We start from the raw sequence: 12,831 nt of genomic DNA, 5'->3' as shown, positions 1-12,831 counted from the left end.
ATTAATGTTATAGAGGCGGTAAATCGATTTTCCCTTCTGCCATAAATTCTTTAAACATATGTTGGGCGTACCGGGCCGCTTGACTAAAGGTAATCTTGGCAGGCATAGGGGCTTCCTCAGCGTCAACCACAACATCAATAATACAAGGCTTGTTTGACGCGACCGCACTTTTAAATGCCGGGAGCAAATCCTCTGGTTGTTCCACGCGAAAGCCGATGCCGCCACATGCTTCGGCAAAACGAGCGAAATTTGGATTATTTAAATTCGTACCAAATTCAGCATTGCCCATCGATTCCTGTTCATACTTAATCATGGCGATCTTATCATTGTTAAAGACAACGACAATGATCGGAAATTGATATTTAACGGCGGTAACAAAGTCATTCATCGTCATCCCAAAACCACCATCGCCGCAAATAGCAAATACCTGCTTGTCAGGATAGGCTATTTTTCCGGCCAGTGCTCCCGGAAGACCGCAGCCAAGCGTGGCCAGCCAACCCGAAATCACAAACTTCTGATGGGTCATGCGAAAGTTTCTCGCCATCCAAACGGTGACATTCCCAACATCCGTCGATAAAACGGCATCCTCATCAACCACTTGTTGGAGGGCATGAATGACCCGCTGGGGTTTAATAGGTACTGATGCATCCGCTTCTTGCTGATCCATCTCCTTCCACCAAGCGTTCATATGTTGTTGGCATTGTTCTAGAAATGATCGGTCACTTGTCCTTTCAAGGTTTGTGTTAAGCCAATTGAGTGTCCGTTCAGCATCACCCGCAAGCCCAACATCAATCGGATAACGCTTACCGATTTCGGTGGGATCAACATCAATATGAATGGTATGAGCATCAGCAGGTAAGAACTCGACAAACGGGAACGATGTGCCTACCATCACTAATGTATCAGCCTCATTCATGGCTTGGTACGCAGGTTTTGTTCCTATGAGCCCTAATCCACCTAAGCAATAGGGGTGCTCATCCGGTATAATCCCTTTTCCAGGGAGTGATAGCACAACCGGTGCTCCCAACGTTTCCGCAAAGTTCAGCAGGGTGTCCTTTGCGTCTCGCGAACCCTTTCCTGCCAAAATCACGGGCTTTTGCGCTTTAGTTAATAATTCTTGTGCTTGTTCAAGATCTTTTTCTTCTGGAAGAGGATTGGATTCTACCTTAAATGACACCGTGTGGCGTGCCGTACTATCCACTTCCATTTTCGGAATATCGTCCGGAATCGTCAAAACGGCGACACCTTTTTTTGAATAAGCTTCGCGGATCGCCTGGTTCAGAACTGTTGGCAGTTGTTCTGCTGACATCACCCGCTCGTTATACACAGCAACATCGTCAAACAGTCGATCTAAATTAACTTCTTGGAAGAAGTCGGTTCCTATCAAGTCCGTTTCTACTTGACCAGCAATCGCAAGTACAGGGACTTGATCCAATTTGGCGTCATATAAACCGTTTAACAAATGAATGGCCCCAGGGCCAGCAATCCCTGTACAAACACCGAGTTTCCCCGTTAATTTTGCATAGGCTGCAGCAGAAAGCGCTCCAGCTTCTTCGTGTCTAACCTGCACAAATTTGATGTCATCCTGCACTTTCCTAAGCGGCTCGAAAATGGAGTTAATAGAATCCCCTGGCATGCCGTAGATATGATCGACGCCCCAATCGATCAACAGATCCATCATGGCTTCGCCGGCTTTTTTCCGAAACATCGCCTAACCTCCTTTAACAATTGTCCTATCCTCTAATATTGACCATTTGCATGGATTATATTGCAAAAAAAGACTGTTACCGATCTTTTGACCGATAACAGTCTTTCGCCATAACTTTTTTTAAGTTTAAAAGTGATTTTTACTCAGGGACAGGTTATTACCTTTTAAAAGCTGCTTGGAGGGACTCAACCACACTGGGATCAGCGAGTGTTGTCGTATTGCCGATGTCACGACCTTCTGCGATATCCCGCAAGAGTCGGCGCATAATTTTTGCACTCCGCGTTTTCGGAAGTTCGTTGGTTAATACTAGCTCCTCCGGTCGTGCAATGGCACCAATCTGATTAACAACAACCTGTTTAAGTTCTTTTATAATTTCGTCCCCTGAAGTTACGCCTTCTTTTAATGTGACAAAAGCAGTAATCGCCTGACCCTTAACTTCATGTGAGCGGCCAATCACTGCTGATTCTGCGACGGAAGAATGACTGACCAACGCACTTTCCACTTCGGCCGTACCAATACGGTGTCCGGAGACGTTAATGACATCATCCATGCGACCAAGAATCCAAACGTAGTTATCCTCGTCCTTATGTGCACCATCTCCTGGTAAATAGATACCAGGGAAGTCGCCAAAATAAGTGTTACGGAATCGTTCATCATCTCCCCAAATGGTTCGAAGCATCGATGGCCATGGTTTTGTGATCACAAGAGAGCCGCCATTACCCGGTTCAACCGAATGGCCGTCATGATCAACAACATCGACACTAATTCCCGGAACCGGTTTTGTTGCCGACCCCGGCTTAGTTGCCGTTATTCCTGGTAAGGGGGCAATCATGGCACAGCCGGTTTCCGTTTGCCACCACGTATCGACAATGGGTGCCTTTTCTTTGCCAATGTACTTGTGAAACCACATCCATGCTTCAGGATTAATCGGTTCTCCGACGGTTCCTAGTAACCTCAAACTATCAAGATTGTGTTTTTCGACATATTCAGGGCCCCATTTCATAAATGTCCGAATCGAGGTTGGTGCTGTATAAAATGTTGTCACGCCATATTTTTCAACAATGTCCCAAAAACGGTCACGGTCAGGGTAATTGGGTGCACCTTCATACATCACGGTGGTTGCACCTGCTGAGAGCGGACCGTAGACAATATAGGTATGGCCGGTGACCCAGCCAATATCAGCCGTACAGAAAAAAACATCTTCATCTTTGAGGTCAAACACCGTTCGCATCGAATTGTTCACACCGACCATATAGCCGCCTGTGGTATGAGTCACACCTTTGGGTTTGCCCGTTGTTCCCGATGTATATAGAAGATATAACACGTCTTCCGTATCCATTTCTTCTGCAGGGAACGGTGTAGAGGGTTGTTTCGCTATTAATTCATGCCAGCTAACATCACGATCCGGATTCTTCTCAGCTTTAGCCTGTTCGCCAACACGATCAACAACTAAAACATGTTCAACCGAGGTTCCCGCTACTGCCTCATCCGCGTTTGCTTTAAGCGGCAGCGGCTTACCGCCTCTCCATCCCGCATCTGCCGTAATCACCAGTTTGGCATCAGCGTCAACAATGCGTTCCTGTAGCGATTTGGAAGAAAAGCCGCCAAAAACAACTGTGTGAATGGCTCCAAGTTTAGCGCATGCTAATAAGGAAATAGGCAGTTCAGGAATCATTGGTAAATAAACCGCAACCCGGTCGCCTTTTTTCACGCCGAGATTGCTTAACATGTGGGCTGCTTTATCGACTTCCCGCCCGAGCATGTCATAAGTCAATACTTGACTGTCCCCAGGTTCACCTTCCCAAATTAGGGCAGCTTTATTTTTTCTTGACCCTTCGCGATGCCGATCAACACAGTTGTATGCTGCGTTTAATTTACCACCGACGAACCACTCAGCATGGGGCGGATCCCACTTAAGAATCTTATTGTATGGCCTGAACCATGTAATGTTCTTCGCCTCTTCAGCCCAATAAGCCTCTGGATCAGCTGCCGCACGCTCATAAATATTTGGGTCGTTGACGTTGGCTCGTGCCTTGAATGCTTCCGATGGAGTGAATGTTCTATTTTCCGTCAAAAGCGTGTCTAAATGTTTTTCCTCTTCAGGCATATGGTTTGCTCCTCTCAATTGTATTACGGGCGTTTTCTAAGATTATATTCTAAAAAAAGTGGAGCATGCCCCTAAAATTCTTAACTATTGACTGTCTTCTCCGGCCTATCCTTTCCCATAATCTCAATGAAGGGTTTGCTACAGACGAATAAACATATTAATATATACTAGTAAATAGATATTGATGACCTAGAGAGGTTGACAACCTTTGGATTTACTAACTGCTTTTAAAAACAGTCTTTTATTGCCTAAAAAAGACGTCATATTCAGGCTAAATCGTGTCAATATGGGTTATGTGATCAGTTATATCTTTATACTTATGTTCATCCCATTGCTGCTAAATAGTCCTGAACTTATTTCTGAGCGGGAATTTACGAATGATGTTCCACTTGCTTTATACTTAGTCTATCTTTTATTTCTTTATTACCTTCCGCTAGTTATCTTATGTATTATGGGCATATCGCTCCTTGCAGCCATCTGTATGATATTAAGAACACTCTTACACAGAAAATTGACATACAGGCAATTATGGAAAATATGTACCTTTGTTTTAACTGTGCCTATCCTACTCTATTTAATTGTGGATCTATTACACCTTAACGATTGGATCTTAAATCTCGTTCTCCCTATCTACTTCATCATCACAATCGTACGAATGATTACCATCTACCCTAAGGTAAGACACTGATAGTTGCCAGCACAAAAAAAGCCTCCCGAGTCAGTCGTCGTGACCCAGGAGGCTTTTATATCGTTCCTGACAGGATTCATTCCTTCACTCTCAACAATCTTAGGGCGTTTAACGTGACGATCACGGTGGCTCCCATATCGGCAAACACTGCCATCCACAACGAGAGCCAGCCTGGAAAGATCAACAAAATCGCGACAGCTTTGATAGCGAAGGCAAAGGTCATATTTTGCTTGATAATGACGAGTGCCCGACGACTGAGTTTAACGCTGAACGGCAGTTTATCCAAATCATCGGCCATTAAGACAATGTCCGCGGTTTCCAATGCCGTGTCGGTTCCAGCCCCGCCCATCGCAATCCCGACAGTCGATGTAGCCAAAGCTGGAGCGTCATTGACACCATCACCAACCATGGCGATTTTATCATCATTTTCTCGTTGCAGTTTAATAGCTGTTAACTTATCTTCCGGTAACAATTCGGCTTGAACATCCGTTATTCCGATCTGCTTGCCAATGGCTTGGGCCGTTGCTTCGTTATCTCCTGTTAACATCACTGTCCGATTAATGCCTAAGCCATGAAGTTTTTCAATGACCTTCTTCGCGTCTTGTCTGATCACATCTCTGACAGCAATAAGGCCCATAATCTCTTTTTCTGTTCCCAACACCATCACGGTTTTTCCTTCCATCTGTAGGGCATCAAGAGTGTTGTTCACTTCTGACAAATCGATTCCCAGTTCTTCAAACAAAGATGGATGACCAACACGATAGACGGTTCCATTCACTGAAGCTTTGACACCCTTACCTGTGATCGAAGAAAAATCATTGACCTCTGACTTAGACAGGTCGATGTCCTTCTCTCCAGCTTTCAGCAAAATAGCGGATGCAAGTGGATGCCCGGATCCCTTTTCAAGGGTTGCGGCCATCGTTAGAATGTCACTTTCACTGGCATCTCCAAAAGGAATCAAATCTGTCACGGCAGGTGTGCCTTTTGTCAAAGTCCCCGTTTTATCAAAAGCAATCGTATCTAACGCTCCGGTTTCCTCTAAATACACGCCCCCTTTAATCAATACACCGCTTTGCGCGGCATTGCCGATGGCCGTTACGATTGAAACGGGTGTGGAAATGATCAAGGCACAAGGACAACCAACAATTAATAAAGCCAATCCGCGGTAAATCCAAGCATCCCAAGCGGCACCAAACAAAAGCGGTGGTGCAATGCTCAGGATGATAGCCACGACCATAATAGCAGGTGTGTAATATTTCGCGAACTTATCAACGAATGTCTGCGACGGTGCTCGTTCAGCTTGAGCTTCCTCGACGAGATGAATGATCTTCGCAAGGGTCGTATTATCGGCTCGTTTTGTAACTTCAACTTCCAGTAGGCCTTCCTCGTTGAGGGTACCGGCAAACACCTCATCATCAGTCGTTTTTGTCACCGGGGCAGATTCACCGGTAATAGCTGCCTGATTAAGGGTTGATGTCCCTTTAACGACAGTCCCATCCATCGCCAGCTTCTCTCCCGGCTTAACAATCATGATGTCACCGATTTGAATATCGTCAATAGGAATGTTTAGTTCCTCATCACCACGCCTTATCATGGCTTCCTTCGGTGCAATCTCCATCAGTGAACGGATCGAATCTCGAGCCTTGTCCATTGAATAATTTTCCATCATTTCACTTATCGCAAACAAGATAACCACAACCGCACCTTCACCCCAGGCACCAATCGCAGCCGCTCCGATGACAGCAATCGCCATCAGTGTATTCATCTCAAACTGTAACATTACGAGGTTCTGAAGTCCTGTACGGAGGAGCTTATGACCGCCAATGATAATTGATGCGACATAAGCGGTGATCCCCACCCCACTCATTTCCTCGACTTGCGTTTCCATTAACCAACCGGCTAGAAATAGCAAGGCAGACAACACAATCTGTAGAAATTCTCGGTTTTTCCATACAGGTTGTTTTGCTTCGTTATGTTGTTCGTTCTCTGGATATACCTTCAAGTTTTCAAAAGCACCGGCTTTTTCTAACTGTTTGATGTTAGCTTGACCGTAAACTGTTAATTTGGACGCACCAAAATTGACCGAAGCATCTTCTACGGTCGATATATCTTTAACGTTCTGCTCGAACCGAGCAGAGCAGTGCGCTCAGGTCAAGCCTTCTATGCGATAAATATTTTGTTGATCAACCGTTTGTTCCAATGGGGTTCACCCCCTCCTCCTGGGTTGTAAAGGCTTGTAGAATTAATTGTTTGACGTGCTGATTTCCAAGTGAATAGAACACCAGTTTCCCCTCTTTACGAGAAGTAGCAAGGCCGATGTTTCGCAATAAACGAAGATGATGAGATGCCGTGGCCGTTGTACAGCCAATGGTGTTGGCAACATCACAGACACACAGTTCTGTTTCGATACAAAGGGCATAAGCAATCTTAATTCGGGTCTCATCAGCCAATGCCTTAAAAATATTCACCACTGTACTTTCATTGATATGGGTTAATTCGGCCTTTAACCGGTTCACCTTATGTTCATCGTAACAAAACACGTCACAGCGATCGTGAGGCATACCCTGCACCTCTTTCATTCAAATAATCAAATAATCATTTGAATATTAGTGTATGTGATGAACTTTATCCTGTCAAATATGTTGTAAAACATTCGGTTTCGTACTGAAAAAGAATTTGTTATTCGTCAAACGTCATGATTGGAAGATACCTATAAGCGGAGAGACACTGAATTCTTGGATGCAGTGAGCTTTAACATACACCTTTCAATTTTTGGGGATTAATAGTAATCAGGTGAAACGCTTGTTATTGCGGTGCTTCGAACTTATATCCCAGACCACGGATGGTTTTAATATAGTTGGGCGTTCTCGAATTCTTTTCAATTTTATCTCGCAAATGACTGACATGAACATCAACAATTCTTGTATCACCAACGAAGTCATAATCCCAAACGGCATTCATCAAGCGTTCTCTTGATAGGACCCGTCCTTCATGTTTCATCAAGTAGACGAGTAACTCAAACTGTTTCAATGTCAATTCAAGTTCTTCTCCCCGGAAATAAGCTTCATACCTCTCCGTGTAGATAACCAAGTCTCCAATGATGATGCGGTCTTCAGGATGAATGCCTTCACCGGCTCCTTGAGAAACTCGCCTAAGCACAGCTTTAACGCGAGCCACAACTTCTCTTGGACTGAACGGTTTAGCTATATAATCATCCGCACCCAGTTCAAGACCGAGAACCTTATCAAATTCACCATCTTTAGCTGTTAACATCACGATGGGAATCATCTGTTGCTCTTGCCGGATTTGCTTGCAGACATCTAACCCGTCTATCTCTGGAAGCATGAGATCGAGGAGGATTAAATCGGGGGTTTCTTTTCTTGCCAATTCAAATGCCATATTCCCGTCCGTTGCCGTGATTACCTCGTATCCGGCTTTATTCAAATTATATTCAAGCAATGTGACAATTGAGATTTCATCATCTACAACTAAAATTCTTTCACTCATTTCACAACCGCCCTTATTCGAATTGACTTGATCTATTGAATATATAAGCATCTCACAACTACAATATTAATAGATCATTGTAAATGACGGGTAAAGCTAGTGTTAAGAGTTTGTAAAGATGTGCTGTATTATCACATTTTCCATATTCCTAGGAGAATTAATATAACTCCAGGAATGAAAGAGGCGTTCTTGATCCATTTTACTTCCGAAAAACAATGGCCGAATGACTTACCTGCCCATAGGAATAAAGCACTCATACATGCCACGATAAAAGCCGTCAAAATAGGTGAGTACCCCATGAAAGCTACCCCAATCCCTGCACCAAAGGCATCAAATGAAAGCGCCATACCTAGCAGAAAGGCTTCTGTTCCTGAAATAGTACCAGACTGGTCTATATCTGCTGCTACCGGTTCACGGAAAATCTGAATAACAATACCAAGTTTCTTCAATTTTAAATTAACAAGATATCTTGGAGCGTCTTCTTTTTCTCGATCAGGCCGAAAGAACTGAAATAACGCCCATAATCCAATTACAATCAGAATCCATCCCCCTATTTGACTGACTTCCTTTGGGGAAATGAATTCAATAGCTTCACCAATACTCATTGAAAGCAAAAGCGCAAAAGCCGAGCACCCCGAAATAATCACAATTGACAAAAAGGGAATGCTCATTTTTCGCAGACCATATGTTGTACCAACACTAAAACTATCCAAACTTACTGCAAAGGCCAAAACTAATAAAGAAAATAAATGCATCGATGGATAACCTCCTTCTACCCTGTTAAGGATAGTATATGGAGAGAACCCATCCTATGTTATTTCATCATTAAAATGGTTCCTTTTCGAGGTTATGAATAAATGTCATATTGACTGTCTTCCTTCACATAACGGTTGTAGCGGCGTTGAAAGAGATAATAAGTATGACCGGCGACAACCTTTAAAATCGCATAGCCCGGGATTGCAATAATGATCCCAAGGACTCCGAATAAATGACCAGCTGTAAGTAAAATAAATATGATGGTCACAGGATGAATATGGAGTCTTTTTCCCATTATTTGTGGTGAAATTAACTTACCTTCCAATAATTGAACAACTGTCCATACAACAATCAGTTTGAAAAGCATAAATGGAGATGTCACAATCGCAATAATTAAGGCTGGAGTGATGGCAATCGCCGGCCCAAGGTATGGGACAACACTCGTGACACTCGCAATCGCAGCTAGAAGGAACGGATAATTCAATCCAATAATAAGAAAACCAATCCCCATCATGACCCCTATACTGAAGCTGACCAACATTTGACCTTGTATATAGGCTGAGAGCTGATGATCAATCCCTCTAAAAACATCCTTTACATCTGATCGCATTTTGGGCGGAAGCAACTTTAGCACTTTCTTTGGGAACTTTTCCCCTTCTTTTAACAAATAGAACAAGATAAAAGGAAGCGTAATAATCGCAATCACAACGCTAGTAAGCTGAGAAATAAAATTGGTGACGCCTTCAATCGCTTCCCCTTTATAAGCGGACAGATTCTTCAGAGGAGAATCGAGAACACCATTCAGATGAGAAAAAAGATCATCATAATAATTCGCGAACATAGAGTTACGGATCCATTGGTCAATACTATTGCCCAACTCCTTAAGATATTGAGGGAACTCCGCGGCAAGGCTCATTACTTGTCGTTGAAAAAAAGGAACCATTAAGACTATAAGTAAGCTGATCAAGCCTATTAAAACGACAAGAGCAATCAATATCCCCCAGACCCTTTTGATACCAGCCTTTTCCATCAACCCAACGAGAGGGCGTAATAAATAATAAGCAACGGTGGCCAAGACAGATGGAAGAACGATTGTTTTGATCAAAGTAACAAGAGGATGAAAAATAAACGAAACCTTTGTGTAAACAAGAATATTCAAACCAACGAGTAATATAACTCCTAAAAGGTAAATGAGGTTTTTACCTCCAAAAAAACGTATCAACGAAGAGGAAGCCCAACGATTCATAGTCATGATCCTTTCTATCACATGTGAGAATAGCCAAAACTATCCTATTTTATACTATATCACACTATTTACTACATCTCTTAATAGTTCACATCCTACTGGGCATTAAAAAATCCCCTAAGACAAGCATTTAATCTTAGGGGATAGACCATAATTTATGCAATATCGTAGCCTTGTTCTTCAACAGCCTCTTCCATTTGTTTGATATCAACTCTATTTGTATCATAAGTGACATCGACTTTGCCACTGTCTAGGTTGACATCAACGTCTGTGACACCGTTGAGATCTTTTAAAGCCCCTGTAACGGCCTGTTTGCAATGGGCACAAGTCATACCTTCAACGTTAAGCGTTGTATTTTCCACGGTAAGAACCCCCTTTCTTATAGGATAAGGGAAGACAAGTGTCTGCTATTATACCTTGACGCGTTTTAGGCGAAGTGAATTGGACACAACAGAAACCGAACTAAAGGCCATGGCAGCACCAGCCACCCAAGGGGCTAATAAGCCAAAAGCGGCAATGGGAATTCCAATGGAATTATAAAACAATGCCCAAAACAGATTTTGTCTGATATTCTTCATAGTCTTCCGGCTTAATTCTATGGCTTTCGGAATGTGGTCAAGGTCACCGCCGACCAATGTTATATCAGCCGATTCAATGGCGACGTCGGTCCCCGTACCAATGGCCATGCCAATATCAGCCGCTGCCAATGCTGGTGCATCGTTAATGCCATCACCAACCATGGCGACTTTTTGACCTTGATTTTGAAGGTCCTTCACCTTAACGGCTTTATCTTCAGGTAACACTTCTGCAAACACTTGGTCAATACCCGCTTGGGTCGCAATCGCTTGAGCAGTACGCTCGTTGTCACCTGTGACCATGTAAACAGCAAGACCTTGGTCTTTTAAGGTCTTAACCGCTGGTTTTGACGTTTCCTTGATGGTATCAGCAACGGCAATGATCCCTTGGATTTGGTCATTATAAGCAATCAACATAGCGGTTTTGCCTGCATCCTCTAAATCGGCCATGGTATGGTCATAGCCTTCATAAGCGATATTTTGATATTCCATTAATTTCCTTGTTCCGATAAAAATGATCTGATCGTTCACGGTTGCTTTGATCCCGTGACCCGTTATTGCTTCAAAGTTATCGGCATCTGGTAATTCAATGCCTTTATCTTGACTATGCTCAACAATCGCTTGTGCTAACGGATGTTCAGAGGCATTTTCAGCAGCAGCGACTTTCTTTAACAATTCATCTGCACTCGATTCATTAATTGTGATCAAGTCAGTCACTTCCGGTTGGCCCTTTGTCACCGTACCCGTTTTATCAAGCAAAATGGCACTAAGTCCTTGTGTCGCTTCCAAATACTCGCCACCCTTAAAGAGAATGCCGGATTCAGCTCCTTTGCCTGTACCCACCATAATGGAGGTCGGCGTAGCAAGGCCTAACGCACATGGACAAGCAATAACGAGAACAGCAATGGTCGCTTCCAATGCTGGCGGCAAATCTCCTGGCGTTACTAAAGTTATCCAGATAACAAAGATCAGAAAAGCGATGCCAACAACAATGGGAACAAAGTACCCCGAGATAACATCAGCCATTCTCTGGATCGGCGCTTTGGAACCTTGGGCTTCTTTCACAGTTTGGATAATACCTGCTAAGGCTGTATCTTTACCGACTTTCTTTGCTTTCATTTTGAAGCTGCCGTTTTTATTCATGGTTGATCCAATGACCGCTTCATCTTGGGTCTTCTGGACCGGGATCGATTCGCCGGTGATCATCGATTCATCAACGGATGTTTGCCCCTCAATCACAATACCATCCACCGGTATTTTCTCCCCCGGTCGCACCATGAGTACATCGTCCACTTGCACATCATCAATCGGGATCTTTACTTCCTCGCCGTTACGAATGACCGTGGCGTCTTTAGCCTGCAAGTCAAGCAACGACTTAATGGCAGCCGTTGTCCGGCCCTTCGCACGTGTTTCAAATAATTTACCTAACAAAATTAAGGTAATCAGAATGGCGCTTGTTTCAAAGTAAAGGTCCGCTCCATACGAAGGATCAATCGTTGCACGAATCGTTCCATATAAGCTGTAAAAGTAAGCTGCCGATGTACCTAATGCGACGAGCACATCCATATTAGCACTTTTGTTTTGAAGCGCCCTAAAAGCGCCAATGTAAAAGGGAGCACCAATATAAAATTGTACAATACCCGCTAGGACAGCTTGCATCCATGCATTTTCTAAAAAGCCTGGAACAGGTAAGCCAAGCTTACCCACCATCATATAGATAAAAGGAATGGAAATGATAGCTGACATGATAAATTTAGTGAGTTGTTGTTTATATTCCTTTTCTTTATGATCTTCTTGCGCCTGTTCTCCAGCTTGAAGTTGCGCTTCGTAACCTAACTTTTTCACCTTTGCTTTGATATCCTCGACTGTGACCATGCCCTCATCATAAGTGACCGATGATGATTCTGTAGCAAGGTTGACCGTGGCCGTTTCCACACCATCCATTTTATTGAGCACTTTCTCAATTCGGGCCGAACACGAGGCACACGTCATACCATGAATATCAAATTCAGATGTTGCCTTACGCACATCGTAACCGAGCTTTTGAATTTTCCCGACAATGTCTTCAGTATTCACCGCATCGTTTTTATAATGAATCTTGGCAGTTTCTAAAGCAAGATTGACATTCGCTTCCACTCCGTCCATCTTATTTAAAACTTTTTCAATCCGGGTAGAACACGCGGCACATGTCATGCCTTCAATACCTAATGACACTTCCTTTGTTTCACTCATATTATCCCCCCA

Annotated in this window: 10 protein-coding genes; 1 reads left to right on the top strand and 9 read right to left on the bottom strand. The window is 43.5% G+C overall.

The annotated features are described in order from the left end of the window. Positions 1-7: 7 nt before the first annotated feature. A complete protein-coding gene (locus tag B9Y89_RS13485; RefSeq protein ID WP_085523730.1) occupies positions 8-1,708 on the bottom strand; it encodes a pyruvate oxidase in 1,701 nt (566 codons plus the stop codon). 157 nt (positions 1,709-1,865) lie between these two features. Further along, positions 1,866-3,815, bottom strand: a complete 1,950-nt coding sequence (gene acs, locus B9Y89_RS13480; protein ID WP_085523729.1) for an acetate--CoA ligase — start codon at positions 3,813-3,815, stop codon at positions 1,866-1,868. A gap of 286 nt (positions 3,816-4,101) precedes the next feature. Here acs and B9Y89_RS19620 point away from each other — a divergent pair, with 286 nt between their 5' ends. Further along, positions 4,102-4,503, top strand: a complete 402-nt coding sequence (locus tag B9Y89_RS19620) for a DUF1189 family protein (RefSeq protein ID WP_369596745.1) — start codon at positions 4,102-4,104, stop codon at positions 4,501-4,503. A 76-nt stretch (positions 4,504-4,579) separates the two neighbouring features. Here the strand turns inward: B9Y89_RS19620 and B9Y89_RS13470 are convergent, their stop codons facing one another. From B9Y89_RS13470 to B9Y89_RS13440, 7 genes are all read right to left on the bottom strand, one after another. Further along, on the bottom strand, positions 4,580-6,703 hold the full coding sequence (locus B9Y89_RS13470) for a heavy metal translocating P-type ATPase (protein WP_085523727.1): 2,124 nt from the start codon (positions 6,701-6,703) through the stop codon (positions 4,580-4,582). Beyond that, positions 6,687-7,064: an ArsR/SmtB family transcription factor gene (locus B9Y89_RS13465; RefSeq protein ID WP_085523726.1), complete on the bottom strand. Its 378-nt coding sequence runs from the start codon at positions 7,062-7,064 to the stop codon at positions 6,687-6,689. Before B9Y89_RS13465 ends, B9Y89_RS13470 begins: the two co-directional genes overlap by 17 nt. Positions 7,065-7,308: 244 nt before the next feature. Further along, positions 7,309-8,010: a response regulator transcription factor gene (locus tag B9Y89_RS13460; RefSeq protein WP_085523725.1), complete on the bottom strand. Its 702-nt coding sequence runs from the start codon at positions 8,008-8,010 to the stop codon at positions 7,309-7,311. A 131-nt stretch (positions 8,011-8,141) separates the two neighbouring features. Continuing rightward, positions 8,142-8,765 carry a sporulation membrane protein YtaF gene (ytaF, locus tag B9Y89_RS13455; RefSeq protein ID WP_085523724.1) on the bottom strand — a complete coding sequence of 208 codons (624 nt, stop codon included), beginning with the start codon at positions 8,763-8,765 and terminating at the stop codon, positions 8,142-8,144. A gap of 92 nt (positions 8,766-8,857) precedes the next feature. Then, complete coding sequence (locus tag B9Y89_RS13450) at positions 8,858-10,012, bottom strand: AI-2E family transporter (protein WP_085523723.1); 1,155 nt, start codon at positions 10,010-10,012, stop codon at positions 8,858-8,860. Between the two features lie 155 nt (positions 10,013-10,167). Continuing rightward, positions 10,168-10,374: a copper chaperone CopZ gene (gene copZ / locus B9Y89_RS13445; protein ID WP_085523722.1), complete on the bottom strand. Its 207-nt coding sequence runs from the start codon at positions 10,372-10,374 to the stop codon at positions 10,168-10,170. A gap of 48 nt (positions 10,375-10,422) precedes the next feature. Continuing rightward, on the bottom strand, positions 10,423-12,819 hold the full coding sequence (locus B9Y89_RS13440) for a heavy metal translocating P-type ATPase (protein ID WP_085523721.1): 2,397 nt from the start codon (positions 12,817-12,819) through the stop codon (positions 10,423-10,425). Positions 12,820-12,831: the final 12 nt, after the last annotated feature.

The organism is Tuberibacillus sp. Marseille-P3662 (genome assembly GCF_900178005.1).
In the GTDB taxonomy this organism is placed as follows: Bacteria; Bacillota; Bacilli; order Bacillales; family Sporolactobacillaceae; genus Marseille-P3662.
Note: the sequence above shows the minus strand (reverse complement) of the source record. Positions and strands in the feature narration are given on the sequence as shown.

Excerpts from the sequence above, each read along its gene's own strand:
- B9Y89_RS13485 (WP_085523730.1), bottom strand. The coding sequence starts at position 1,708 with ATGTTTCGGAAAAAAGCCGGCGAAGCCATGATGGATCTGTTGATCGAT.
- acs (WP_085523729.1), bottom strand. The coding sequence starts at position 3,815 with ATGCCTGAAGAGGAAAAACATTTAGACACGCTTTTGACGGAAAATAGA.
- B9Y89_RS19620 (WP_369596745.1), top strand. The coding sequence starts at position 4,102 with ATGGGTTATGTGATCAGTTATATCTTTATACTTATGTTCATCCCATTG.
- B9Y89_RS13465 (WP_085523726.1), bottom strand. The coding sequence starts at position 7,064 with ATGCCTCACGATCGCTGTGACGTGTTTTGTTACGATGAACATAAGGTG.
- B9Y89_RS13460 (WP_085523725.1), bottom strand. The coding sequence starts at position 8,010 with ATGAGTGAAAGAATTTTAGTTGTAGATGATGAAATCTCAATTGTCACA.
- ytaF (WP_085523724.1), bottom strand. The coding sequence starts at position 8,765 with ATGCATTTATTTTCTTTATTAGTTTTGGCCTTTGCAGTAAGTTTGGAT.
- B9Y89_RS13450 (WP_085523723.1), bottom strand. The coding sequence starts at position 10,012 with ATGAATCGTTGGGCTTCCTCTTCGTTGATACGTTTTTTTGGAGGTAAA.
- B9Y89_RS13440 (WP_085523721.1), bottom strand. The coding sequence starts at position 12,819 with ATGAGTGAAACAAAGGAAGTGTCATTAGGTATTGAAGGCATGACATGT.